At 69.5% G+C, this 23,549-nt stretch carries 24 protein-coding genes; 8 read left to right on the top strand and 16 right to left on the bottom strand.

Going from position 1 to position 23,549, the window contains the following annotated elements:
* Positions 1–62: 62 nt before the first annotated feature.
* The 4 genes from ACQP0P_RS15670 to ctaC all read right to left on the bottom strand — a co-directional run bounded on the left by ACQP0P_RS15670 (position 63) and on the right by ctaC (position 4,247).
* The gene (locus tag ACQP0P_RS15670) at positions 63–1,292 is read right to left on the bottom strand and encodes a L,D-transpeptidase (protein ID WP_433376843.1); all 1,230 of its coding nucleotides are present in this window, start codon (positions 1,290–1,292) and stop codon (positions 63–65) included.
* A gap of 155 nt (positions 1,293–1,447) precedes the next feature.
* Positions 1,448–1,843 carry a cytochrome c oxidase subunit 4 gene (locus tag ACQP0P_RS15665; RefSeq protein ID WP_433376840.1) on the bottom strand — a complete coding sequence of 132 codons (396 nt, stop codon included), beginning with the start codon at positions 1,841–1,843 and terminating at the stop codon, positions 1,448–1,450.
* On the bottom strand, positions 1,840–3,429 hold the full coding sequence (gene ctaD / locus ACQP0P_RS15660; RefSeq protein ID WP_433381898.1) for an aa3-type cytochrome oxidase subunit I: 1,590 nt from the start codon (positions 3,427–3,429) through the stop codon (positions 1,840–1,842). The genes ACQP0P_RS15665 and ctaD overlap by 4 nt, the downstream gene beginning before the upstream one ends.
* A gap of 68 nt (positions 3,430–3,497) precedes the next feature.
* A complete protein-coding gene (gene ctaC / locus ACQP0P_RS15655; protein ID WP_433376837.1) occupies positions 3,498–4,247 on the bottom strand; it encodes an aa3-type cytochrome oxidase subunit II in 750 nt (249 codons plus the stop codon).
* Positions 4,248–4,463: 216 nt separating this feature from the next.
* Here ctaC and ACQP0P_RS15650 point away from each other — a divergent pair, with 216 nt between their 5' ends.
* The 3 genes from ACQP0P_RS15650 (at position 4,464) to ACQP0P_RS15640 (ending at position 6,379) form a co-directional block, all read left to right on the top strand.
* On the top strand, positions 4,464–5,600 hold the full coding sequence (locus tag ACQP0P_RS15650; protein WP_433376834.1) for a cysteine desulfurase family protein: 1,137 nt from the start codon (positions 4,464–4,466) through the stop codon (positions 5,598–5,600).
* A gap of 25 nt (positions 5,601–5,625) precedes the next feature.
* Positions 5,626–5,895 carry a sulfurtransferase TusA family protein gene (locus tag ACQP0P_RS15645; protein WP_433376832.1) on the top strand — a complete coding sequence of 90 codons (270 nt, stop codon included), beginning with the start codon at positions 5,626–5,628 and terminating at the stop codon, positions 5,893–5,895.
* Positions 5,896–5,956: 61 nt separating this feature from the next.
* Entirely contained in the window at positions 5,957–6,379 is a 423-nt protein-coding gene (locus ACQP0P_RS15640) for a CBS domain-containing protein (protein ID WP_399525947.1), read from the top strand.
* 125 nt (positions 6,380–6,504) lie between these two features.
* Here ACQP0P_RS15640 and ACQP0P_RS15635 read toward each other — a convergent pair whose 3' ends face one another.
* Positions 6,505–7,491, bottom strand: coding sequence for a carbohydrate kinase family protein (locus ACQP0P_RS15635; protein ID WP_433381895.1), 987 nt, complete (start codon positions 7,489–7,491; stop codon positions 6,505–6,507).
* A 154-nt stretch (positions 7,492–7,645) separates the two neighbouring features.
* Positions 7,646–7,999 (bottom strand): HesB/IscA family protein, encoded by a 354-nt coding sequence (locus tag ACQP0P_RS15630; RefSeq protein WP_030910261.1) that lies wholly within the window; start codon positions 7,997–7,999, stop codon positions 7,646–7,648.
* A 210-nt stretch (positions 8,000–8,209) separates the two neighbouring features.
* Between ACQP0P_RS15630 and nadA the strand changes: the two genes are divergently transcribed.
* Positions 8,210–9,364, top strand: coding sequence for a quinolinate synthase NadA (gene nadA / locus ACQP0P_RS15625; RefSeq protein ID WP_433376827.1), 1,155 nt, complete (start codon positions 8,210–8,212; stop codon positions 9,362–9,364).
* 104 nt (positions 9,365–9,468) lie between these two features.
* On the opposite strand, the gene ACQP0P_RS15620 is transcribed toward nadA, so the two are convergent.
* From ACQP0P_RS15620 to ACQP0P_RS15590, 7 genes are all read right to left on the bottom strand, one after another.
* A complete protein-coding gene (locus ACQP0P_RS15620) occupies positions 9,469–10,179 on the bottom strand; it encodes an SIMPL domain-containing protein (protein ID WP_433376825.1) in 711 nt (236 codons plus the stop codon).
* Positions 10,180–10,279: 100 nt separating this feature from the next.
* Complete coding sequence (locus ACQP0P_RS15615; protein WP_433376822.1) at positions 10,280–11,032, bottom strand: maleylpyruvate isomerase family mycothiol-dependent enzyme; 753 nt, start codon at positions 11,030–11,032, stop codon at positions 10,280–10,282.
* 1 nt (position 11,033) lies between these two features.
* On the bottom strand, positions 11,034–13,451 hold the full coding sequence (locus ACQP0P_RS15610) for a protein kinase domain-containing protein (RefSeq protein ID WP_433376819.1): 2,418 nt from the start codon (positions 13,449–13,451) through the stop codon (positions 11,034–11,036).
* Positions 13,452–13,663: 212 nt separating this feature from the next.
* Entirely contained in the window at positions 13,664–14,239 is a 576-nt protein-coding gene (gene pspAB / locus ACQP0P_RS15605; protein WP_433376816.1) for a PspA-associated protein PspAB, read from the bottom strand.
* Between the two features lie 62 nt (positions 14,240–14,301).
* The gene (htpX, locus tag ACQP0P_RS15600; RefSeq protein WP_433376813.1) at positions 14,302–15,204 is read right to left on the bottom strand and encodes a zinc metalloprotease HtpX; all 903 of its coding nucleotides are present in this window, start codon (positions 15,202–15,204) and stop codon (positions 14,302–14,304) included.
* A 9-nt stretch (positions 15,205–15,213) separates the two neighbouring features.
* On the bottom strand, positions 15,214–15,492 hold the full coding sequence (gene pspAA, locus ACQP0P_RS15595; RefSeq protein WP_343982922.1) for a PspA-associated protein PspAA: 279 nt from the start codon (positions 15,490–15,492) through the stop codon (positions 15,214–15,216).
* On the bottom strand, positions 15,489–16,310 hold the full coding sequence (locus tag ACQP0P_RS15590) for a PspA/IM30 family protein (protein WP_433376809.1): 822 nt from the start codon (positions 16,308–16,310) through the stop codon (positions 15,489–15,491). The genes pspAA and ACQP0P_RS15590 overlap by 4 nt, the downstream gene beginning before the upstream one ends.
* A gap of 147 nt (positions 16,311–16,457) precedes the next feature.
* Between ACQP0P_RS15590 and ACQP0P_RS15585 the strand changes: the two genes are divergently transcribed.
* Positions 16,458–17,066, top strand: coding sequence for a DUF3043 domain-containing protein (locus tag ACQP0P_RS15585; protein ID WP_433376806.1), 609 nt, complete (start codon positions 16,458–16,460; stop codon positions 17,064–17,066).
* 157 nt (positions 17,067–17,223) lie between these two features.
* Here the strand turns inward: ACQP0P_RS15585 and ACQP0P_RS15580 are convergent, their stop codons facing one another.
* Positions 17,224–18,477 carry an SMI1/KNR4 family protein gene (locus ACQP0P_RS15580; RefSeq protein ID WP_433376803.1) on the bottom strand — a complete coding sequence of 418 codons (1,254 nt, stop codon included), beginning with the start codon at positions 18,475–18,477 and terminating at the stop codon, positions 17,224–17,226.
* A gap of 44 nt (positions 18,478–18,521) precedes the next feature.
* Here ACQP0P_RS15580 and ACQP0P_RS15575 point away from each other — a divergent pair, with 44 nt between their 5' ends.
* On the top strand, positions 18,522–19,520 hold the full coding sequence (locus ACQP0P_RS15575) for an aldo/keto reductase family protein (RefSeq protein ID WP_433376800.1): 999 nt from the start codon (positions 18,522–18,524) through the stop codon (positions 19,518–19,520).
* A 155-nt stretch (positions 19,521–19,675) separates the two neighbouring features.
* On the opposite strand, the gene ACQP0P_RS15570 is transcribed toward ACQP0P_RS15575, so the two are convergent.
* Positions 19,676–19,882 carry a hypothetical protein gene (locus tag ACQP0P_RS15570; RefSeq protein WP_433376798.1) on the bottom strand — a complete coding sequence of 69 codons (207 nt, stop codon included), beginning with the start codon at positions 19,880–19,882 and terminating at the stop codon, positions 19,676–19,678.
* A gap of 191 nt (positions 19,883–20,073) precedes the next feature.
* Between ACQP0P_RS15570 and ACQP0P_RS15565 the strand changes: the two genes are divergently transcribed.
* The gene (locus ACQP0P_RS15565; RefSeq protein WP_433376795.1) at positions 20,074–21,117 is read left to right on the top strand and encodes a bifunctional adenosylcobinamide kinase/adenosylcobinamide-phosphate guanylyltransferase; all 1,044 of its coding nucleotides are present in this window, start codon (positions 20,074–20,076) and stop codon (positions 21,115–21,117) included.
* A 319-nt stretch (positions 21,118–21,436) separates the two neighbouring features.
* Positions 21,437–22,390, top strand: a complete 954-nt coding sequence (locus ACQP0P_RS15560) for an adenosylcobinamide-GDP ribazoletransferase (RefSeq protein ID WP_433376792.1) — start codon at positions 21,437–21,439, stop codon at positions 22,388–22,390.
* A 191-nt stretch (positions 22,391–22,581) separates the two neighbouring features.
* Here ACQP0P_RS15560 and ACQP0P_RS15555 read toward each other — a convergent pair whose 3' ends face one another.
* Positions 22,582–23,505: a lysostaphin resistance A-like protein gene (locus ACQP0P_RS15555; protein WP_433376789.1), complete on the bottom strand. Its 924-nt coding sequence runs from the start codon at positions 23,503–23,505 to the stop codon at positions 22,582–22,584.
* Between the last annotated feature and the right edge of the window lie 44 nt (positions 23,506–23,549).

Raw genomic sequence — 23,549 nt, 5'->3', positions numbered from 1 at the left:
CGACCTCCGCCTCCCCGCGACGGCCGACGCCCCCCTTCAGGGGCCTCCGCGGGCACCTCCGGTCAGACGTCGTCGGTGGTGAAGTGCTTGAGGCTGCTCCACTTGAGCCATTCCCGCCAGCTCTCCTGCCAGTGCCCCCAGCCGTTGGTGGGTTCCAGGACGCGGGGCGAGCCGGTGATGATGATCGGGTCCCCGATCAGGGTGTTGTCGAGGAACCACTTGGCGTTGCTCGGGCTGACGTTGACGCAGCCGTGGCTGACGTTGGAGTAGCCCTGGGAGCCGACCGACCACGGGGCGCTGTGGATGTACTCGCCGCTGTTGGAGATGCGGACCGTGTCGTAGACGGTCAGCTGGTAGTAGCCGGCCGAGCCGGGCCCGATGCCCGGAGAGGTCATCACCGTGACGTTCTCCCTGGACATGGCCAGGTGCACGCCGCTGGTCGTGTGGTACTTCCAGACGCCGCCCTGGCCCGCGCTCATCGGGATCTCCCTGACGACCCTGCCGTTGCGCCGCACGGTGAGGTGGTGGGAGGGGATGCTGCCCCGGGTGATCTGCGAGCGGCCGACCTTGAAGTTGACCGTCCGGTTCGCCGCGCCGTACAGACCGGCGCCACCGCGCACCCCGGCCAGCCGGGCCTCGACCCTGACCTTGGTGCCCGAGGGCCAGAAGTTCTTCGGGCGGAAGTGCACGTTGCGGTCGTCGAACCAGTGCCACGCCCCCAGGACCGGCCTGGAGGTACGGACGAACAGGTTGCGCTCGACGGAGACGCGGTCGGTGACGGGGTGGTCGAAGGTGATCATCACCGGCATGCCGACACCGACGGTCAGCCCGGTCATGTCCCGGTCCGGCATGAAGCTCTCGATCGCGAAGGTCTCGCGGCTCTTCACCGTGGAGAAGGACGAGGTCGTCTGGGTGACGGCGCCCGCCGGATTGACCGCCGTCACCGAGACCTCGTAGGAGGCTCCTGGAGCCGCCGTACCACGACTGCGCCACTGTGTGCCGTCGGCGCTGAGAACGCCCGGCAGAGAGCCTTTGGCGCCCTTCACGGCCCTGACGGTGACCGACTTCAGGGTGCCGCCCTGCGCCGCGACCAGGACCGGAGTATCCGTCGGCACTCCCCTGGCCCCCTTGAACGGCGCCACGGTGACCACGGCGGCGGCGGACTCCACCTGCTGGGACGCCTGCGGCGTCTGGTCCTGGCGTACGGCGGTGCTTGTCGAGCAGGAGGTCGTCACCAGCACGAGGGCCAGCAGTCCCGCTCCCTGGCTCGAACCACGGATCGCGTGCCCCACATGAACTCCCCTGTCCCGGACTGAACCACTGATTCAGTTATTACCCGGAGTAAGCGGTCCACCACATAAGACATCCACCCTGAGCCCCAAATAAACGCCAAAAAGCGGGCCACGGAAGTTTTTCCGTGGCCCGCTTTTCGCGGTGGGACGCGGGGTCAGTGCGAGAAGTTGCCCCGGTAGTACTCGAAAACGAAACCGATCATGCTCATGATGATCGCGAACACCCCGATCAGGAACAGCCACCAGCCGATGACCAGGCCGACCGCGGCGAGCGAGACGGCCAGGCAGACGAAGAGCGGCCACCAGCTGTGCGGGCTGAAGAAGCCGAGCTCTCCGGCACCGTCGCTGATCTCGCCCTGCTTGTCGTCCTCCGGCTGGTCGCCGATGCGGCGGGCCGTGTACATCAGGTAGTAGCCGATCATGAGCGCGAAGCCCACCGAGATGGCCATCGCCGTCGTGCCGACGGGCTCCTTCGACCAGTACCAGTAGACGACGGCCACGGCGGCGAAGAAGAAGCCGCAGAGGATGAACAACCAGCCTTGGACCTTCATCGGACCTCCTCCAGCTCACGGGGGGCCGGGGTGTGCGGGTACTTGAGGTCGAACGCCGGGCGCTCGGACCTGATGCGAGGCAGCGAGGTGAAGTTGTGCCTCGGCGGCGGGCAGGAGGTCGCCCACTCCAGGGAGTTGCCGTAGCCCCACGGGTCGTCCACGGTGACCTGCGGCGCGGTCTTGTGGGTCTTCCACACGTTGTAGAGGAACGGCAGCGTGGAGGCGCCCAGCAGGAACGCGCCCACCGAGGAGACCATGTTGAGGTCGGTGAACCCGTCGATCGGGCTGTAGTCGGCGTAGCGGCGCGGGAAGCCCTGCGCGCCCAGCCAGTGCTGGACCAGGAAGGTCGCGTGGAAGCCGATGAACAGCGTCCAGAAGTGGATCTTGCCCAGCCTGTCGTTCAGCATCTTGCCGGTGAACTTGGGCCACCAGAAGTAGAAGCCGGCGAACATCGCGAACACCACGGTGCCGAACACCACGTAGTGGAAGTGCGCCACCACGAAGTAGGAGTCGGACACCTGGAAGTCCAGCGGCGGGGAGGCCAGGATGACACCGGTCAGACCGCCGAACAGGAAGGTCACCAGGAAGCCGATCGAGAACAGCATCGGCGACTCGAACGACAGGTGACCGCGCCACATGGTGCCGATCCAGTTGAAGAACTTCACCCCGGTGGGCACCGCGATGAGGAACGTCATGAAGGAGAAGAACGGCAGCAGCACCTGGCCGGTGGCGAACATGTGGTGCGCCCACACCGTGATCGACAGACCCGCGATGGCGATGGTCGCGCCCACCAGGCCGATGTAGCCGAACAGCGGCTTGCGGCTGAAGACGGGCAGGATCTCGGTCACGATGCCGAAGAACGGCAGCGCGATGATGTAGACCTCGGGATGGCCGAAGAACCAGAACAGGTGCTGCCAGAGCAGCGCCCCGCCGGTGGCGGGGTCGAAGATGTGCGTGCCGAGCTTGCGGTCGGACTCCAGCGCCAGCAGCGCGGCGGCCAGCACCGGGAAGGCCATCAGCACCAGGATCGAGGTGAGCAGCACGTTCCAGGTGAACATCGGCAGCCGGAACATGGTCATGCCGGGCGCGCGCATGCCGACGATCGTGGTGATGAAGTTCACCGAGCCGAGGATCGTGCCCAGACCGCTGATGGTCAGGCCGACGATCCACAGGTCGCCGCCGATGCCCGGGGAGCTGATCGCGTTCGACAGCGGGGTGTAGGCGAACCAGCCGAAGCTGGCCGCGCCGCCCGGGGTGAGGAAGCCCGACAGGGCGATGGTGCTGCCGAAGGTGAAGAGCCAGTAGCTGACCATGTTCAGCCGCGGGAAGGCGACGTCGGGCGCGCCGATCTGCAGCGGCATCAGCTCGTTGGCGAACCCGGCGAACAGCGGGGTCGCGAACATCAGCAGCATGACGGTGCCGTGCATGGTGAACAGCTGGTTGAACTGCTCGTTCGTGGTCAGCTGGAGGCCCGGCTGGGCCAGCTCCGCCCGCATGATCAGCGCCATGACGCCGCCGATCAGGAAGAAGACGAACGAGGTGATCAGGTAGAGATGTCCGATGATCTTGTGATCGGTGGACGTCATCCACTTGACGACGACCGAGCCCTTGCGGGTCGGCACCGGGGGAAGGGGGACTGCTGCGTTATGTGCGGTCACTGGGCACCCGCCTGGCTAGCGATGTACTGGTCGAAGTCGGCCTGGGACACGAGCTTCACCGAGAAGAGCATCCGGCTGTGGTCCACGCCGCAGAGCTCGGCGCAGCGACCGGCGTAGACGCCTTCCTTGTTCAGCGTCTGGACCTCGAACTTGTTGGTCACACCCGGGATCACGTCGCGCTTGAAGTGGAACGCCGGGACCCAGAAGGAGTGGATGACGTCCGGCGAGTGGAGATCGAACTCGATGTTCTTCCCCATCGGCAGCACCAGCTGCGGCCCCTGCTTGTAGTCGGCCGCGGGCAGGCCCACGACCTGCTTGGTCTTGCCGTTGTACTCCGTCGTGAAGCGCCAGCTCCACTGGAAGCCCTCGACCTTGACCTTCACGTCGGGCTTGCCGGACAGGGTGTTGATGTAGTTCTGGTCCCGCGCGGTGAAGAAGAAGAACACGCCGACCATGACGATCGGCACCACCGTGTAGAGGATCTCGATCGGCAGGTTGTACCGCACCTGAGGCGGCAGCTCCTCCTTGGAGTTCTTCTTCTTACGGTGGAAGGCGACGGACCAGAGGATCAGACCCCACACGACCACACCGGTGGCGAGGGCGGCGATCCACGATCCGTTCCACAGACTCTGGACGGACTCGGACTGCTTGGTGATGCCCTCGGGCAGGCCGCCTCGGGACCATTCTTCGGCACTGCACGCCGTCAGGGAAACCAGCAGCAGCGCCAGAGCGGCAGCGCGTGGCACCCGGCGGCGGGCCAACGGACGCCGTGCGGAACGGCGGGTCGGACTCACGGATCGCCTACCCCACAGATGAAGCCCAGGAGTCACTCCTGGGCGGTCGTTTGTTCATGTTCAAGATTTGTAGTTCACAGCTTCACGCTGGGGGACACACTAGCGCGGACAACCGTCGCCCCCCCGCGCAGCCCCCGCCCGCACCGTGCGTGGTGCGACGATTGGAGCGTGGCGTACTTCGACGCGGCCTCCACTGAGCCGCTGCACCCCCAGGCTCGGGAGGCTCTCATCGCGGCCCTCGACGTCGGCTGGGCCGACCCCGCGAGGCTGTACGGTTCCGCTCGCCGGGCAAGGATGTTACTGGAACAGGCGAGGACCGAGGTCGCCGAGGCCCTGGGCGCCAGAGCCGACGAGGTCTCGTTCACCTCGTCGGGCACCCAGGCGGTGCACCTGGGCGTGCTCGGCACCCTGCACGGGCGCCGCAGGAGCGGCCGCCGCCTGGTGACCTCGGCCGTGGAGCACTCCAGCGTGCTACACGCGGCCGGCATCCACGAGCGTGACGGCGGCTCGGTCGAGACGGTCGGCGTCGGCATCACCGGCGCCGTCGAGATCGGCGCCTTCCGCGAGGCGGTTCTCGCCGAGGGCACCGCCCTGGCCTGCCTGCAGAGCGCCAACCACGAGGTCGGGACCGTCCAGCCGGTCGCCGAGGTGGCGGCGGCGTGCGCCGAGGCGGGGGTGCCGCTGCTGGTGGACGCCGCCCAGACCGCGGGCCGGATGCCGCTGCCCGGCGGCTGGTCGGTGCTGGCCGCGAGCGCGCACAAGTGGGGCGGTCCCGCGGGGGTCGGCGTGCTGGTGGTCCGCAAGGGCACCCGGTGGCGCAGCCCGCTGCCCGAGGACGACCGCGAGCGCCGCCGGGTGCCCGGTTTCGAGAACGTGCCGGCGATCGTCGCGGCGGCCGCCGCGCTGCGTGCCACGGTGGCCGAGTCGGCCGTGGAGTCGGCCAGGCTCTCCGCGCTCGTGGACCGCGTCAGGAGCGAGGTGCCCCGGCTGGTCCCCGATGTCGAGGTCATCGGTGATCCGGTCGTGCGGGCGCCGCACATCGTCACCTTTTCGTGTCTTTACGTGGAAGGTGAGGCATTGCTCACCGAACTCGACAAGGCCGGATTCTCGGTATCGTCCGGCAGTTCCTGCACGGCGAGTACGCTTCGTCCATCACATGTTCTGGAGGCCATGGGCGTGCTCACCCACGGGAACGTGCGGGTGTCGCTGCCCAGGGGCACCTCGACGACGGATGTCGACCGTTTCCTCGCCGTCCTGCCCGGCACGGTACGCAGGATCCGCGAGGAGGCGGGGGTTAAACTGTGATCAACACTTGGGAAGTGAAAACTGCATGACGTCCAGCCAGGCCGACCCGGCGGGATCGGCCCAGAGCCCGGCACTGACCATCGACGCGCTGGGCAAGAAGTGCCCGATCCCCATCATCATGCTGGCCGAGCAGATCAACTACGTGCCGCTCAACGCGATCGTCGCGGTCCTGGCCGACGACCCCGCCGCCTTCACCGACATCCCGGCCTGGTGCCGGCTGAAGTCGCACCACCACGTGGCCAGCCACGAGCTCCCCGAGCGCGGCTGGTCCATCCATGTGCGCCGCAATTACTGATTTGTCCTGAAACTGGGTAGGACCCTCCCCGAAAATCCATCAAACGGTTCGGGGGGACAGTATGAGCGGCGAGACCGCCAGGAGTCTGATGAATGCCGGGGTCCGGTGCGTGGAGGCGCACGAGACGCTCGACCGGGCCGCACAGATGATGCGCGACATGAACGTGGGCGCACTACCCATCTGCGGCAGCGACGACCGGCTGAAGGGGATCATCACCGACCGCGACATCGTGGTCAAGTGCGTGGCCCATGGCATGGACCCGTCCAAGGTCACCGCCGGCGAGCTGGCGACCGGCCTGGTCTGGGTGTCGTCGGACGCCAGCGTCGACGAGACGCTGGCCAAGATGGAGCAGAACCAGATACGGCGGCTGCCGGTGATCGAGGACGGCCGCATCATCGGCATGATCAGCGAGGCCGACCTGGCCAGGCACCTGCCCGACGACAAGCTCGCCGAGTTCGTGCACCGCGTCTACGCGAGCGCCTGACACCTTCCGGGACGGCGTCCCGCCCGGCTGAGTGCCCTATGTCGGGTGATCTCAGCCGGGCGTGGCTCAGCCGCCGGTGATCCCGGCGGTGCCCGGCGCCGACCGGCCGGTGTCCGAGCGGCGGCTCAGGCGTGGTGGCACTTCACGAAGCCGGCCACCTCGGCCGCGGCGTCGGTGCCGTAGGCGTCGGCGAAGCGCTCCAGGAAGATCTTCTGGCCGAGTTCGTACTCCTGTCCGCCGACGCGCTCCAGAACGTGGGTGGCGGTGAGATTGCCGACCTGGCCGCAGCGCTCCAGGGACAGCCCCCAGGCCAGCGCCGCCAGGAAACCGGACCTGAAGGCGTCTCCCACGCCTGTGGGGTCCGCCTTGCCGAGCTCGGGCGCCGGGGGGACATGCAGCGGCGGCTCGTCCTTGCGGTCGATGACGACGCCCTTGGGGCCGAGCGTGGTGACCCGGACGCCGACCCGGTCGAGGATCTCCTCGTCGGTCCAGCCGGTCTTCTGCTCGATCATGCCCTTCTCGTAGTCGTTGCCGAACAGATAGGCGGCGCCGTCGACCAGTTCGCGGATCTCCTCGCCGGGCATCCGCGCGAGCTGCTGGGAGGGGTCGGCGGCGAACGGGATCGTGCGCTGGCGCGCCTCGGCGGTGTGCCTGAGCATCGCCTCGGGGTCGTTGGGGCTGATCAGCACCAGGTCCAGGCCACCGAGCCGCCGGCTGACCGGGCCGAGTTCGATGAGACGGGCCTCGGCCATCGCACCGGTGTAGAACGACGCGATCTGGTTGTGGTCGTCGTCGGTCGTGCACAGGAAGCGGGCGGTGTGGTGCAGCTCCGAGACATGGACGGAGTCGCAGTCGACGCCGTGGCGCTCCAGCCAGGAGCGGTAGTCGGCGAAGTCCGCGCCGACCGCGCCGACCAGGACGGGCCGAAGACCCAGGCAGCCCATGCCGAAGGCGATGTTGGCCGCGCAGCCGCCGCGGCGGATCTGCAGGTCGTCCACGAGGAACGACAGGGAAATCCGGTGGAGCTGATCGGCGATGAGCTGGTCGCCGAAGCGGCCCGGGAAGGTCATCAGGTGATCTGTCGCGATTGAGCCGGTGACGGCGATGCGCACGGGGTTCTTCTCCTCGTTGTCAGCATCTCTGGGAACGTGGGCGATCGAGCCACGCAAGAATACGCGACCTTGTGAACGCGCGAAGGCCCCGCGGGGTGACACATGTCACCCCGCGGGGCCTTCGGGGACTCGCCCTACCGGGCGAAACAAGTCCTTAGTTGAACGAGTCTCCGCAGGCGCACGAACCCGTGGCGTTCGGGTTGTCGATCGTGAAGCCCTGCTTCTCGATCGTGTCGACGAAGTCGACGGTGGCACCCACGAGGTAGGGCGCGCTCATCCGGTCGGTGACCACGCTCACACCGTCGAAGTCGGAGACGACGTCACCGTCCATCGAACGGTCGTCGAAGAAGAGCTGGTAGCGCAGGCCGGAACAGCCACCGGGCTGCACGGCCACGCGCAGCTGGAGGCCCTCCTCGCCCTGCTGCTCCAGCAGGCTCTTGACCTTCGCGGCGGCCGCGGAACTGAGGATCAGGCCCTGCGCCGTGGTCTCGCTGCTCTCAACCGACATGTGGTGACTCCCGCGTCTGCGTCAGCCGCTCCCCGGGAACGGCTGTCTGTTTCTGACGTCCTTCTTAGACGCTACCAACACCCGTCCCCCCTTACACATTCCTGGGACGACGCACACCTCCTCCTTCGGACAAAACTCCCTCCCACGGAATAAAGCCCCAACTGCGTGTGTCATCATTAGTCGTCACTTCGACGATAAGGGGGTGTGGCCATGACGACCACCGAGATCGGGCTTCCGCTCTTCGTCCTGGGCAGGGGCGTGGACCCGCACAGCGAGCGCGGTGTCGACTGTCCCGGCGAGCTGCCGGCCGCGTCCGACCCGGCGCTGGTGGAACGCGCCAGGAAGGCGAAGGCGGCGCTCGGCGACAGGGTCTTCGTACTGGGCCACCACTACCAGCGTGACGAGGTCATCCAGTTCGCCGACGTGACCGGTGACTCGTTCAAGCTCGCCAAGGAGGCCGCGGCCCGGCCCGACGCCGAGTACATCGTCTTCTGCGGCGTGCACTTCATGGCCGAGTCCGCCGACATCCTCACCTCCAACTCCCAGAAGGTGGTGCTGCCCGACCTCGCCGCCGGGTGCTCGATGGCCGACATGGCCACCTTCGACCAGGTCGAGGAGTGCTGGGAGGCACTGGAGGACGCCGGGATCGCCGGGGTCACCGTGCCTGTCACCTACATGAACTCCAGCGCCGACATCAAGGCCTTCTGCGGGCGCAACGGCGGCACCGTCTGCACCTCCTCCAACGCCAGGCGCGCCCTGGAGTGGGCCTTCTCCCGCGGGGAGAAGGTGCTCTTCCTCCCCGACCAGCACCTGGGACGCAACACCGCGGTGCTGGAGATGGGCCTGTCCCTGGAAGAGTGCGTCGTCTACAACCCGCACCGGCCGAACGGCGGCCTGACCGCCGAGCAGCTCGCGAGCGCCAAGATGATCCTGTGGAAGGGGCACTGCTCGGTACACGGCCGCTTCAGCGCCGAGTGCGTGGACGACGTCCGCGCGCGCATCCCCGGCGTCAACGTGCTGGTCCACCCCGAGTGCAGGCACGAGGTCGTCACCAAGGCCGATCATGTCGGTTCGACCGAGTACATCATCAAGAAGATCGAGGCCGCCCCCGCCGGGTCCTCCTGGGCGGTGGGCACCGAGCTGAACCTGGTCAAGCGGCTCGGCGCCATGTTCCCCGACAAGGACGTGACGTTCCTGGACCGGACCGTCTGCTACTGCTCGACGATGAACCGGATCGACCTGCCGCACCTGGTGTGGGCGCTGGAGTCGCTCGCCGCCGGCCAGGTCGTCAACCAGATCACCGTGGACGACGACACCGCCCACTGGGCCGGGGTCGCCCTGGACAGGATGCTGGCGCTGCCCTGACCACGAGGTGGACGGGCCCCGGTGGGTGGTGACCCGCCGGGGCCCGTCGTGTGCCGGGAACCTGTCGCGTACCCGGGATCGGGGGAGCACCGCGTGAGCGGGGCCTAATCCAGCTCGTAGACCACCCTGACGCTGACCGACACATCCTGGCGGCCGGGGCTGATCGACGCCTTGTCCGCGATCGCGCCGGCGGCGAAGAACGGCCGCGGCGGGGTGACGTTCTCCTCGCTGATCTCCAGCGCGCGGCCGAGGCTACGCCCCGCGAGCTTGGCGTACTGCGCGGCGCGGGTCCTGGCGTCCCTGAAGGCGGCCTCGCGCGCCAGCCTGAGCGGCTCGCGGTTGTCGGAGACCTCGAAGGAGACGCTGTCCAGCCGGACCGCCTCGCCGACCGCGACCGCCGCGTCGATCACGTCGTCCGCGCTGTCCAGGTCACGCACCACCGCCTCGACCCCCTGCGCGGCCCGGTAACCGGAGATCGTGGGGTAGTCCTTGTACTGGGGCCCCAGGGACAGCTCGTTGGTCCGCAGGTCCTTGGCCGCGATACCGGCCGCCAGCAACGCCTTCGTCAGCGCGGCGGCGGCGGCGCGGGCGGCGGTGAACGCCTCTCCCGCGGTGGAACGGACCACCTCGACACCGGTGTCCAGCTTCATGACATCGGGGGTGACCGACAGACGTCCCTCGCCCACGATCGTGATCTGCGGCCGGTCCTCCCTCACCGTCACCGTGGAGGGTGCGGAGTCCGCGACCGCCGTGCCACCGAACAGGCCCACCGAGACGAGCGCGGCCGAGACCACCGCCTGAGACATCTTGATCATAGGGGCATGGCACCACGGGGCGGCCGCCCCGGCGGCGAGCCCTCCTGGGGATCTGCCGTGTCTTGGCCGAATCCCGGGGCGGGTATTTATCTTCCGCCGGTCAGATCCTGGCGAGCTCCCGCCACCAGCCCAGCAGTCCCGCGTCGCCCTCGACGGCGTAATCGTCGACGCTGCGCCGCCCCCACACGACCTGGAGCAGGTCGGCCGACGTGGCGGTGCGCACGGTCACGCTCCCCGGCTGCAGGGACCGCCGGTGGTGGAAGCGGTCGGGGTCGAGGGTGATCACCCACCCGGCTCCGGTGTCGGCCTGCAGGGAGATCGTCTCGCCTCCGCCCCTCAGCTCGGCCACCCCCGGGTTCCACAGCGCGTACGGCAGGATGTCGAGGAACTCCTCGACCCCGTCGGCCGCCACGTCCTCGGGGACCAAGACCGGGACACCCAGCGCGAGCTCGGCGTCCATCCGGTGCACCAGGGTCTCGTGGAGCATGCGCCTGGACCAGAATCCCACCCGCCGCTCGGCGCCCCAGGACCACATCGGCGCCTGCGGATCCTGCGACAGCAGCGCCTCGGACAGCAAGGGGGCCCCCGCACCGAGCCAGTCGGGATAACCGCTCGCGTCGGCGGGCAGGCCCATGTCCATCCCGCGGCGGTCGTAGCGCCGCTCGGCCAGGTCGGCGACCATGGTGGCCGACCACCGGTGTACGCCACCGGTGTGGGTGACGAGCCTGGCCAGGTCCCAGCCTGGACAGGTCAGCACGGGAACGGACATGTCGCGCCCCCTCAGGACGTCGGCCATCCGGGCGACCTCCGCGGTGGCCGCCGAGACATGCTCGGCGTGGGTCCATTCCCTCATGTCAGCCCTCCCGGGTGAAACGCATGAACTGCTTCTCGTACTCCTTGGCATTGGTGGTGGTGATCAGCACCCGCTGCGACCGCCCCTCGAAGTCGAACACCACGGCCTCGTAGCCGGAACCCTTGCGCCGCCAGCCCGCGATGTGCTCGTCGTCGTACCAGCCGATGAGCCGCTCTGTCTCGAACGGGATCCGGACCTTCGCCGGGGCGTCGGAGGCGGTGGACCAGACGCAGATCTCCTTCTCGTTCTCCTTGCAGTACGTGAGCAGTGACGATCCCGACGGGGAGATGTCGTCGCCCTCGACGGTGATCGGGGTTCCCACGTCCAGCAGGGTCTGCAGCACGGTGCCCCGCAGGTCGTAGAAGCGGATGCGCTGGGTCTTGCCGGTGAGCGCCCAGGTGCCGACGGCTCGGCCGTCACCCCGCCAGAAGTAGCTCCACTTGCCCGCGTCCTTCTCCTTCACCCGGACGATCCTGGCCTTCTTCGTGGCGACGTCGATGATCGCGAAGCCGTACTCCTTGCTGGTGTTGTCCACGGCCTCGTACAGCGTCACCAGGCCACGTTTGCCGTCCGGCGACCACTGCGGCAGCGTCGGGTAGACCGGCGCCTTGGTGATCCTGATCTTGCTCGCCGAGCCGGTGCGCTGGTCGACGACCGACACCATCGAGTAGTTCTGCGCGTCGTAGATCCGGTCGGTACCCAGCGCCTGGGTGCCCGCGGCGTTGAGCGTGTAATGGAAGTACTTGTCGTTCTTGGCGAACCGGTTGGTGCCGTACTTCCTGACGTAGAGGATCTCCTCCCAGTCGAGGCTGTAGGAAGTCAGCTTGATCGGGTCCTGGGGACTCTCATGGAGCGTGATCGAACTACCGGGCAGCTTGATCCTGCTGGTCGCCTGCGGCACCGTCGACGCGTCGGGGATCGGGGACGCGGAGGTGGGAGGGCTCGCCTTCTCCGTACCGCCGGTCTGCGGGCTGCCGCTCCGGGTGATGCCCGCCTGGGGGTCGCCCGGCGTCTCGGTGCCGCCGCCGCGCACCGCCAGCACGACGCCCCCGGCCACCAGGGCGGTGGCCAGCAGGCCGCCCGCGACCGCGAACCACACCCCGCGCCCGCTCCTGGCGGGAGCGGGCTGTCCCGGATATCCAGGTTGGTACGGGGCGCCGTCATGGGCGAGACGGGGCACGGGACCGCCGTGGGGCTGTGGACCCGGAGGCCCCTGATATCCCTGCTGCGGGTATCCCGGCCCCTGCTGCGGATACTGGGCGTAGCCGTGGGAGTCGAACGGCTGGGTGTAGCCGTGGGACGCGGACGGCTGGGTGTGGCCACGGGGCTCGGAGTGCTGGAGATAGCCCTGCGGGCCCTGCGCGGGGTATCCCCCGCCCGGACCGCCCTGCTGGGGATACGACTGCGGCTCCGGGTGGTGGGGATAGCCCTGCTGCCCGCGGTCGTCGCCTGCCGGATGCCGCACTCCGTAAGCGGTGGCGGTGGGGGCGGGTTCGCTCCCGGCGGGGTAGCCGCCGGGGCCGGGGCCGGTCCGCTGCGCCGCGGCCGCCGAGCCCTCGGCGAGGATGCCACGGGGCGCGGTGGGCGGTGCGGCACCGGCCGGCCCGCCCGCGTGGCCGAGCAGCCGCAGCAGCGCCTCGCCCGCCGTGGGCCGCTGGGTGGCGTCCTTGGACAGGCACTGCCCGACCAGGTCGCGCAGCGCCGGATCGGCGATCGCCCCCAGATCGGGTTCCAGGTTCATGATCCGGTTGAAGATCGCAGGCAGGCTGTCCGTACCGAACGGCGGCTGCCCGGTGGCCGCGAAGACCATCGTGCAGCCCCAGGCGAACATGTCGGCGGGTGAGCCCGCGTTCTCCCCCGCCAACTGCTCGGGGGTCATGTAGGAGGGGGTGCCGATCGCCATCGCGGTCAGCGTGGAGGTGCGGTCGAGCGCCTTGGCGATACCGAAGTCGATCACTCGGGGGCCGTCGGGGGCCAGCAGCACGTTGGAGGGCTTGAAATCGCGATGAACGATTCCCGCCTGGTGGATCGCGACGAGCGCGGTGACCGTGCCGATCGCCAGGCGGTGCAGGGCCGCGCCGTGCCGGGGGCCTTCGGTGGCCACGACCGCGTCGAGCGTCGGGCCGTCGATGTACTCGCTGACGATGTACGGGCGATGCTGGTCGACCCCGGTGTCGATCACCGCGGCGGTGCAGAAGGGAGCGACCCGCTGGGTCGTGCTGACCTCACGGACGAAACGCTCCATCGCCTCCTCGTCCTGCGCGAGGTCGGCGCGGAGCAGCTTGACCGCGACACGGGCACCGGTCGGGGAGACTCCCAGGTAGACCGTTCCCTGGCCACCCTCGCCGAGCCGGGCGGTGAGCCGGTACTCCCGCACGTGCTCGGGATCCCCGGGCCGCAAGGACGCGAGGTCCGCCATGGTCACACCCTTCTTCCGTGATGAACTTCCGGACCCATTGTGGGGGCAAAGGGTCACAGGACGTGCATCAAACCGCAAGTCGGACGGACCTCAATAGCGCGTTCCAGACGGCCTTTCAGAATCCCCGGAAGGGGCGGAACGCCCTGCCCGAGAGCCGGAGACGATCTTGGGGAGGACCGGACCGGACCGGGCCGCCCGGCCGGCGGAACGGCTCAGAGGCCGGGCGCGCCCCAGAGGGGGAACCAGCGGCCGAGATCCGGCTCGATCTCCAGCTCACCGCCGATCGCACCGCGTACCTGCAGCTCCAGCGCGTTGTCCCGGCGCCCCGCCGGCCCGGACAGCGGGGCGAACGGGTAGAAGGTGCCCTGCTTGTAGAGGTAGACCATGGCGAGCCCGCGGCCGTCGGGGGCGGCGAAGGAGACCAGTGAGCAGAGCAGCGAGGGGCCGAAACCCGCCGCCTCCAGGGAGGAGTTGACCGCGTGCAGGTCGGTGACCAGATCGCCGAGCAGGTCGGGCGTGCGGCGGACCAGCAGCCACGTGTAGCCGTAGGAGTCCTTCGACACCTCCACCGGAGGGCCGCCTCCGGCGTCCAGCAGCTGGGTGATGTCGCGCTCGAGCGCGGCGAACGCCCCGCCCTCGGCCGAGCGGAAGCAGACCGCCCCCAGCCCGGTCGGCGCCAGATCGGTGGCCGCCTGCAGGGTCACCGCGGCCGAGGGCAGCGCGAACAGCGCGTCCAGGTCGGCCTTGGCCGGCTTACCTCGGCCCAGCAGAGCATCCCACCAGCGCATCCGGTCTCTTCCCCTTCACCGCTTCCACGGAACGGCGCTCCCGCCGCCCACCGGTAGTCCTGTCACCCGCCCTGCCCGAGCTGGGCGGAGATCCTGCCGAGCTGGTCAAGGCGCTGCTCCAGCGGCGGGTGGGTCGCCAGCAGCGCGCTCAGGCTCGCCTTGCCGGACAGGGCCGGCACGAAGAAGAAGGCGTTGAACGGCTCGGCCTCGCGCAGGTCCCTCGTCGGGATGCGCGCCATCTCGCCACTGATCTTGACGAGGGCGCTGGACAGGGCCGACGGGCGCTGGGTGAGCAGCGCTCCCGCGCGGTCGGCGGCCAGCTCCCGGTAGCGCGACAGGGCCCGGGTGAGCAGGAAACTGACCGCGTACACCAGGACTGAGGCGAGCATGATGATCAGACCGATCGGCAGTCCGCCCCGGTCGTCGCGCCCGCGTCCCAGGCCGCTGTAGAGCGCGACCCTGGTCATGAGCCCGGCGACTATGCCGAGGAAGGAGGCGATCGTCATGACCGCGACGTCCCGGTGCGCCACGTGGGACATCTCGTGGGCCAGCACGCCCTCCAGCTCACCGGCGTCGAGCCGGCGCAGCAACCCCGTGGTCACGCAGACCACGGAGTTCTTCTGGTTGCGACCGGTGGCGAACGCGTTCGGAACATCCGAATCGGCGATCGCCACCCGCGGCTTGGGCATGTCGGCCAGAGCGCACAACCGGTCGATCATGCCGTGCAGCTCCGGCGCCTCCTGCGGGGACACGACACGTCCGTGCATCGCGAACAGCGCGATGCGGTCGGACATGAAGTACTGCACGAGGAGCATGACGCCGGCGATGAGCAGTACCGCGACCGCGCGGACGCCCAACGCGATCAGTACGGCCACGAAGACGACATAGAGCAGTCCGAGCAGGAACATGGTGACCACCATGCGCCTGGTCAGGCCCCGGTCCGGGGCGAACCGGGTTTGTACCATATGCCCAGGCTATCCGGGAATCAGGCCCTCATTGCCGAGCATCTCCCGAACTTCTTCCATGGAAGCGTCAGCCGGGGGCAAAATCAGCTCCGAGGACTCCAGGCTGTCGTCGGGCAGCGCCTTGCCGACATGGCGGACCTTGTCCAGCAGGGCGTGCAACCGGGTACGGAAGACCTCTTCCTCACCCGCCTCGATGGCGGCCTCCAGCTCGGCGTCCAGGGTGTTGAGCACGTCGAGATCGGCGGGGGCGATGTCGATCTGCCCCTCCCCCATGATGCGGACGATCACAGGCCCTCCCCGGGCTGGCGCAGCTGCTGCGTCTGGTTGGACTGCGGCTGCTGCTGGGGCTGCTGCTGGGGCTGCTGCTGGGCGGGACCGGACGTGATCGCGCCCTGGGGCCCGGTGCCCTGGCCGAGTTCGGCCTTCATCCGGGCGATCTCCAGCTCCACGTCCTGGCCACCGCCCATGCGGTCGAGCTCGGCCTGGATGTCGTCGCCACGCTGCCCGCTGAAGTCGTCGAGCGCGCCGCTGGCCAGCAGCTCGTCGATGGCACCCGCGCGGGCCTGCATGGAGGCCGTCTTGTCCTCGGCACGCTGGATCGCCAGACCGACGTCGCCCATCTCCTCGGAGATGCCGGAGAAGGCCTCGTTGATCCGCGTCTGCGCCTCGGCCGCGGTGTAGGTCGCCTTGATCGTCTCCTTCCTGGTGCGGAAGGAATCGACCTTGGCCTGCAGCCGGTGGGAGGCCGTGGTGAGCTTCTCCTCCTCGGCCTGCAGGTTGTCGTGCTGCACACGAAGGTCCGCGATCTGGGTCTGCAGGCTGCCGCGGCGGGTCAGCGCCTCGCGGGCCAGGTCCTCGCGACCGACCCCGAGCGCCTTGCGGCCCTGCTCCTCAAGCTTGCGCGCCTGCGCCTCGATCTGGTTGATCTGAAGCTCCACGCGCTTGCGCGAGGTGGCGACGTCCGCCACGCCCCGGCGTACCTTCTGCAACAACTCCAGCTGGCGCTGATATGAGTAGTCCAGGGTTTCGCGAGGATCCTCCATCTTGTCCAACGCGTTGTTCGCCTTGGACCTGAAGATCAGCGAAAGTCTCTTCATCACGCTCATGCGCGTCGGCCGTCCCCTTCTTCAAGTGCGCTTCGGGTCACCCCAAGTGATTCCAGCCCCCCGAAAAGCACCGGAGCCACCATAGGGTTCACCCTACGCATAACGCGCGGGGGCGTCACTAAGTTGCACTCCCGGTAGGCTGACGTTGTGTTCCGACGTACCCAGACCACCGCGGACGACTCCCCCGCCTCCGCTAACGATCCTAAGCCTGCGGGCAAGGGGCGTCCCACACCCAAGCGACGGGACGCCGAAGGCCGTCGCCGGCAGCCGGTGAACGCCCCCAACAACCGCAAAGAGGCCTACAAGCAGCTCCGCGAGCGCCAGGCGAACGACCGCGCCAAGGCGCGCGAGGGGATGCTACGCGGCGACGAACGCTACTACCCCGCCCGCGACAAGGGGCCTGTCAGGAAGTTCGCGCGCGACTGGGTCGACTCCCGCCGCATCGTCAGCCAGTACTTCCTGCCGTTCTCCCTGCTGATCCTGCTGCTCACCTGGATCCCCTTCCCGACCGACGTCCGCGGTTACGTCTACGTCGCGGTGATCACGATCGGCTGGCCGATCATGATGGTCGGCGTGCTGCTCACCTCGATCTGGGTGTCCTGGAAGGTGAAGAAACTCGCCGCCGAGAAGTTCCCCGGCGAGAACCTCAAGGGTGTCGGCTTCTACGCCGCCATGCGCGCGCTGCAGATCCGCAAGCTGCGCTTCCCCCCGCCCACCGTCCTGCCCGGCGGCAGGCCGGTCCCGCCGAAGAAGTAGTTCACGGCACACCGGCTTTCGAACCCCGTTCCTCCTTCGGAGGGACGGGGTTCTTCGTGTCCCCCCCGGCCTCGGGAGGTGCCCGCCGGGGCTCGCGGGCCAGAGGGATCTCGTGCTTCTCCCCGGCCGGGATCGGCGACCGCCCGGCCTGCCGTGATCACGACTCGACGACGTCCCAGTCCAGCTCGCCGTCGGTCACCACCGGCTTCCAGTGGCCGACGGATCCGCCGCTCTCCAGGGCGTTCGCGGTCGCCTTCAGCAGACCGTAGTACGAGCGGATCCGGATGCCGCCGGGGGTGAAGCTCAGCTGGCCCTCGTGATCGGTACGCCCGACGTCGCGCGCCACGGAGTCGATCACCAGGTGGTCGCCGCTTCCGTTGGCGCCGAACGGGATCATCCGCCCGTCCCACCATTCCGCCCGCGAGCCGATGCCGGTCGCGCCGATGTCCTCCCCGTCCGTCCCGCAGAGCCGCCGCCAGGTGTCACGGATCCCGCGCACCCCCTGGTTCCGGTTACCGATGAAGCCGAACGGCCAGGTGTCGCCCACCACGCGGGCCCCGTCGTGCCGTAGCAGGGAGGCACGCAGGTCGTCGGGGAAACGCAGGCCCATCTGCGCCTCGGCGACGGCGATCGTACGGGCCCTGGCGGGCCTGCCCAGCGTGCGAAGACTCTCGGGGGCGTTGGCCGCCAGCCACCTCTCGATGCGGCGCCACTGGTGGTTCACCGCCCTGGTCACCCCGGGACTGACCGCCCGCACCCTCGGAGCCCTCACCTGCGGCCGGCAGTCCGCGTCGGGAACCGCCACAGGGGACTCGTCCGGCGGCGGGGCGGGGTCGGCCGCGTCGGAGTCCGGAACGACCGCGACGTCGACCAGGCACGGGCCGGTGGACCGGATCATCGGCCCCTCTTCCGCCGGGTAGCGGATCCCCGGCTCCAGCGCCTGCCCCGTCCCCGGCCCGCACCCGTCCTTCGCGTCCGGCGGACTCCACAGGGCGATTCCCTCGACGGCCCGCGTCCCCTCCGAGAAGACCGAGTTCCCCAGGACCTGGGTGCCGAAGGCGAGCAGGCAGAGCCCGATCCCGACGGCGCCCCAGCGGACCAAGCGGCTCCTGACCGCCCGGTCCAGCGGTTCGCGCGACGGCCTGGGCGCGAACGCCCGCAGGGCGGCGTACCGCCTGGGGTCCTCCTCGGTGGGGACGCCGAGGAGCGGCGCGGGAGGCCGGCGCGGCGCGTTCCCGGTTCCGGAGGCCGGCTTCTCTGCCGGTGAGCCGATCGCCCCCTTGACCGGGGAGTCGTCCCGGGGGCCGTCCTCCGGTCTCCGCCACCGGCGGACGACCACCACGACGACCGCCGCCAGCGCCCCGGCGACCAGCGCCAGCCATACCCTCCGCGAAGTGATCAACCGCAACACGCCCGGCAGGGTATCCCGAATCGGGCACCTACTAATGTCAGAGCATGGAATTCCGCCACCTTGGCCGGAGTGGTCTCATGGTCAGTGAGATCAGCTACGGCAACTGGATCACCCACGGTTCCCAGGTAGAGGAGGACGCCGCCAAGCAGTGCGTGCGAGCGGCGCTCGACGAGGGGATCACCACCTTCGACACCGCCGACGTGTACGCGGGCACCAAGGCGGAGGAGGTTCTCGGCCGCGCCCTCGCGGGCGTCCGCCGCGAGTCCCTGGAGATCTTCACCAAGGTCTACTGGCCGACCGGTCAGGGCCCCAACGACCGCGGCCTGTCGCGCAAGCACATCACCGAGTCCCTGCACGGCTCGCTACGCCGTCTGCAGACCGACTACGTCGACCTTTACCAGGCACACCGCTTCGACTACGAGACGCCGCTCGAGGAGACCCTCAAGACCTTCGACGACCTCGTACGCCAGGGCAAGGTCCTCTACGTCGGCGTCAGCGAGTGGACCGCCGAGCAGATCGGCCGGGCCCTGAAGATCGCCGACGAGATGGGCTTCGACCGCCTGGTCTCCAACCAGCCCCAGTACTCCATGCTGTGGCGGGTCATCGAGGCAGAGGTCGTGCCGCTGAGCGAGAAGGAGGGCGTCGGCCAGATCGTCTTCTCTCCCATCGCCCAGGGCGTGCTCACCGGCAAGTACCTGCCGGGGCAGCCGCCCCCCGCCGGTTCCCGGGCCACCGACCCCACCGGGGGCGACTTCATCTCCCGGATGCTCAACGACGACGTGCTCACCCGCGTCCAGCGGTTGGAGCCGATCGCCGCCGATCTCGGGCTGAGCATGGCCCAGCTCGCGGTGGCCTGGGTGCTGCAGAACCCGAACGTGTCCTCGGCCATCGTCGGCGCCAGCAGGCCCGAACAGGTCCGCGACAACGTCAGGGCCTCCGGGGTGAGGCTGGACGCCGAGGTGCTCAAGAAGATCGACGACGTCCTCGGCCCGATCGTCGAGCGCGACCCCGCCAAGACCGTCAGCCCCGAGCGGCGCCCCTAGAGCCTGTCCCGGTCACCACCGGACGGGGAGATCCCCTCGCTCCTTTTCACCGAGGGGCGAGGGACCGGTGCACCACTCGCCGTTCCTCAGTGATCGCCGGTTCGCGCCCACCCCTCTGCCGGACGGCCCGCCCGGTGATCCAGCGGGCTCCTCCCTCACTCCGGGCGCAGGGACATTCCCTCGTACTCGATCTTCTCGTCCTCAAGCAGGGTGACCTTCTCGACCCCCGCCTCCAGCAGCTCACGCCAGCTCTCACCGAGCCACGACTCGGCGTCGGCCTGGCTCGGGAACGTGTCGGAGGGCGCGACACCCTCGACTACCTCGCCGCCATTCGCGTTTTCATAACGCCAGCGCCACGTCATGCCATAGCTCCTTCTCGCGGATCCTGCCAGTGCCGTTCGGCGGCTCAGCGAACCCTACCTCTCCAGGATGCCCCCGAGCGTGAAGGCAGGATCATGGTCTCGCACCCCGTCGCCCGGCTGTTCCCGGCCCCCCGTACGCTGCGTAGGTCATCCGCTTCCGCCGGAAGCTCGAACCCGATGGGAGGCCGGGTGTGAAGGTCCTGATCTCCGGTACCGCGGCTGCGGCGGGCTGGCCGGCCTCGGACTGCGGGTGCGCCTCCTGCGCCCGGGTCGCCCCCGGCCGCCGCCCCACGTCCGTGCTGCTCGGCGACTCCGTGCGGCTGCCGCCCACCGGCCCGCTCCCGCCCGGCTACCGCGCCTCGCCCGGTCCGGACGGCCTCACCGTCACCACCCCCGGCGGCCGGCGCGTCCTTTACGCCCCCGCCTCTCCCCCGTACGAGGAGCGAGAGCCCGCCGGTCCGGGAGCGGCGCTGGACCTGGTGCTGCTGGACGTGCTCGACCGGCCGGAACGGCTGGGGGACCTGCGCCGGCGGGGCCTGGTCGGCGAGCGAACGCACGTGCTGGCCGTCGACCTCGACCACCGGGTACCGACGGAGGCGGAGCTGGCCCGGCGGGCAGACCTGTGGGGGGTGCGTACCGTACCGGACGGCACGGTCCTCGACATCGGCGAGCCCCCGCCACCTCCGGCTTCCCCGCCCCGAAGGACCCTGCTGCTCGGCGGGACCCGGTCGGGCAAGTCCGTGGAGGCCGAACTGCGACTGGCGGCCGAACCCGAGGTCCGCTACGTCGCGACCGGGCCGTCCGGCGACGGCGATCCCGAATGGCTGCGCCGGGTCCGGGCACACCGTGACCGCAGGCCCGCCCACTGGGAGACCACCGAGACCACGGACCTGGCCGGACTGCTGCGGTCCGCCGGAACCCCGCTGCTGATCGACGGGCTCGGCACCTGGGTCGCCTCCGTCTTCGACGAGTGCGACGCCTGGTCGGGCGGGGACGACCTGGACGCGGTCCCGGCCCGGTGCGACGAGCTGGTGGCGGCCTGGCGGCAGACCCGGGCCCGGGTCGTGGCGGTCTCCGACGAGGTCGGCCTCGGCGTGGTGCCGGCCACCGCCAGCGGCCGGATGTTCCGTGACGTCCTCGGCCGCCTGAACCAGCGCCTCGCCGCGGAGTCCGAGGACGTCACCCTCGTCGTCGCCGGCCGTCTCCTTCCGTTACGTGTGGGTGTGCCTTGGTAAGCGCACTCGCAAGCAGCCCATGCCTTACGACATGAGCGTTCTCCCTGGCGGGGGTTCTCGCTTCACCGCCCATCGCCCGGCCTGACGACCTGGTCTCGCATCGGCTCCACGAGCGTTCAACGCCTCCCCGCGACTCCGGGCGACGTGACCGTGAGCACGATCAACTCTCCAGGGAAGCGACTTCCTTGCCGGCCACGACCAGGTGGCCGCACCGCCACCCTGAGCACCCCAGGGCATAACAGGCGGTTACCGGCCCCGAGAGTCCGGGTCGAAGGACGTCACCGGGCATCCGGGAGGAGGAGGGCTATGATCTGCGGTCATGCCCGCGCCCCCGCCTCCCGACAGGTCGTCGACGTTCGCCGACGGGGTGCGTCTCGCGATCGGCACGCTGAGTGTGCTCCCGGTCCGGCCCGGGGTGGTCGACCGCCGGGCGGGGGGTGTCGCGATGGCGATGGCCCCACTGGTGGGGGCACTGCTCGGGGCCGTCGCGGGGCTGGTGCTGGCGGTGGCGCTCTGGCTGGGTATGACGCCGCTTCCGGCCTCGGTGCTGGCCGTGGCGGCCCTCGCACTGCTCACCCGGGGGCTGCACCTGGACGGGCTTGCCGATCTCGCCGACGGGCTGGGCAGCGGGAAGCCCGCCGAACGGGCACTGGAGATCATGAAACGGTCCGACATCGGCCCGTTCGGGGTGGTGACCCTGGTCTGCACCCTGCTACTCCAGGTGGCGGCTCTGTCGGAACTCGCCTCCCCGGGGCTGGGGCCGATCATCCTGGTCACCGCCTGCGCGGCCGGGCGGCTGGCCCTCACCTGGGCCTGCCAAGCGGGTATCCCCTCGGCCCGCCCCGACGGGCTCGGTGCGATGGTCGCGGGCACCGTGCGACGGAGCGTCGCGGTGGGCATGACCGTGCTGGTGCTCGCGGGGTCGGCCGCGTTGCTCTTCCTGCGTGACGCCGGCGCCCTCGACGTCCGGTCGCCCTCTTCTCCGCTCCTCGGCGCCTATCAGGACAACCACGGGCTCACCTCGGGGATCGGCTCGCTCTCCGGCTCCGGGGGAACCGCACTGGCCGGCCTCGGCGACCTTGTTCCCGGGTTGGGGAGCCTCGTCGCCTCCTGGGGGCTCCCGGCGGCCGTACTCCTCGGGCTGCTGGCGGCCTGGGTGGTGCGGCGCAGAGCGGTGCGCCGGCTTGGCGGCATCACCGGAGACGTGCTGGGAGCCCTGGTCGAGATCACCACCGTCACGGCACTGCTGGTGAGCACGGTACTCGTGCGCTGACCTTCCAGCCTCGTCCGACCGTGCCGGACCCTACGAACCTGCCGGACTCCACGGACCTGCCTGACCCAACGGACCTGACGCTTGACGGACCCGACGGGCTTGATCGGAGCAGCCGGATTCGGTGAATAGGGCGGACCTGACAGAGGCGACTCATCGGGGAGGGCGGGCAGGAGCATTCCTCTCCTCAGATCTCAGTCGGCGGCCTGGGGCTGTGGCCCGATCGGCCAGCGTTTGATCACCAGCACGGAGATCGCGGCCAGCAGGGCCGAGCCGACCAGCCCGGTGATCCCCGCGACAGCCAGATTGGGCGGGTCAGCCGCGTTACCGACGAGCAGGGTCAGGCTGCCGGAGGCGTTCAGGGATCCGTGCCCGATGACCGCAGGCCAGACACTCCCGGAGTAGAGCCGGAACCAGCCGAGCAGTGCCCCGAAGACCACGCAGAAGACGACGAACATCGGTGCCGCCCACGCGCCCAGCTCTGGGTAGTTGTATCCGCGCAGGGTGAGCGGGAAATGCCAGACTCCCCAGATCAGCCCGGAGACCAGGAGCGCACGCCAGATGCCGAGCGTCATCAGACGGGGCAGCAGCCAGCCCCGCCACCCCCACTCCTCCCCGAATGCCGCGATCGAGTTGATCAGCGGAGCGATCAGGAAGGCCGACGCGACCTGCACGGCCGCCAGGACTCCTGGCTCCATCGGGAGCGATTGGCCCGGGGAGGCCGCCGCCAGGTTCTCGCGGAACAGGCTGAGCCCCCACAGGTCGACGGAGAGCAGGCCGAGGGCGGCGCTGAGCGCGATCGCGACGACCACCAGCAGAGGGGTCCCGAACCAGGCCAGCGCGATGAGCGCGAGCGTGCGCCCGCGACGCTCTCCCATCCACAGGCCGGTCCCCTCGCCCCACTCACGCCAGGTGGTGGCGGGTTCCCCCGGTTGTCTGCCACGTAGCCGGACGGCGAGAACACCAAGGGTCGGGGTGAACATCATCGCCACCCCGATCGCCATGAACGCGAACGCGCCGACCGACGCACCCGTCAGCCAGAGGGGCAGGGCGAACAGCCAGGACAGGCCGAACGCGACGAGCAGGAACAACCACAGGTCAGTGGATCGGCGGAGCATGAGATCACCTTCGAATGCTCGGTCTTCGGGGGATGGGGAGGCTC

This window comes from Streptosporangium sp. CA-115845 (assembly GCF_050943795.1).
GTDB lineage: Bacteria > Actinomycetota > Actinomycetes > Streptosporangiales > Streptosporangiaceae > Streptosporangium.
This window is presented reverse-complemented; position numbering and strand designations above follow the sequence as displayed.

Coding starts and splice junctions, on each gene's coding strand:
- ACQP0P_RS15630 (WP_030910261.1), bottom strand. CDS start 7,999: ATGTCGGTTGAGAGCAGCGAGACCACGGCGCAGGGCCTGATCCTCAGT.
- ACQP0P_RS15555 (WP_433376789.1), bottom strand. CDS start 23,505: ATGCTCCGCCGATCCACTGACCTGTGGTTGTTCCTGCTCGTCGCGTTC.
- ACQP0P_RS15570 (WP_433376798.1), bottom strand. CDS start 19,882: ATGACGTGGCGCTGGCGTTATGAAAACGCGAATGGCGGCGAGGTAGTC.
- htpX (WP_433376813.1), bottom strand. CDS start 15,204: ATGGTACAAACCCGGTTCGCCCCGGACCGGGGCCTGACCAGGCGCATG.
- nadA (WP_433376827.1), top strand. CDS start 8,210: ATGACGACCACCGAGATCGGGCTTCCGCTCTTCGTCCTGGGCAGGGGC.
- pspAB (WP_433376816.1), bottom strand. CDS start 14,239: ATGCGCTGGTGGGATGCTCTGCTGGGCCGAGGTAAGCCGGCCAAGGCC.
- ctaD (WP_433381898.1), bottom strand. CDS start 3,429: ATGACGTCCACCGATCACAAGATCATCGGACATCTCTACCTGATCACC.
- ACQP0P_RS15665 (WP_433376840.1), bottom strand. CDS start 1,843: ATGAAGGTCCAAGGCTGGTTGTTCATCCTCTGCGGCTTCTTCTTCGCC.
- ACQP0P_RS15575 (WP_433376800.1), top strand. CDS start 18,522: ATGGAATTCCGCCACCTTGGCCGGAGTGGTCTCATGGTCAGTGAGATC.
- ACQP0P_RS15560 (WP_433376792.1), top strand. CDS start 21,437: ATGCCCGCGCCCCCGCCTCCCGACAGGTCGTCGACGTTCGCCGACGGG.
- ACQP0P_RS15640 (WP_399525947.1), top strand. CDS start 5,957: ATGAGCGGCGAGACCGCCAGGAGTCTGATGAATGCCGGGGTCCGGTGC.
- ACQP0P_RS15610 (WP_433376819.1), bottom strand. CDS start 13,451: ATGGCGGACCTCGCGTCCTTGCGGCCCGGGGATCCCGAGCACGTGCGG.
- ACQP0P_RS15620 (WP_433376825.1), bottom strand. CDS start 10,179: ATGATCAAGATGTCTCAGGCGGTGGTCTCGGCCGCGCTCGTCTCGGTG.
- ACQP0P_RS15590 (WP_433376809.1), bottom strand. CDS start 16,310: ATGAGCGTGATGAAGAGACTTTCGCTGATCTTCAGGTCCAAGGCGAAC.
- ACQP0P_RS15615 (WP_433376822.1), bottom strand. CDS start 11,032: ATGAGGGAATGGACCCACGCCGAGCATGTCTCGGCGGCCACCGCGGAG.
- ACQP0P_RS15645 (WP_433376832.1), top strand. CDS start 5,626: ATGACGTCCAGCCAGGCCGACCCGGCGGGATCGGCCCAGAGCCCGGCA.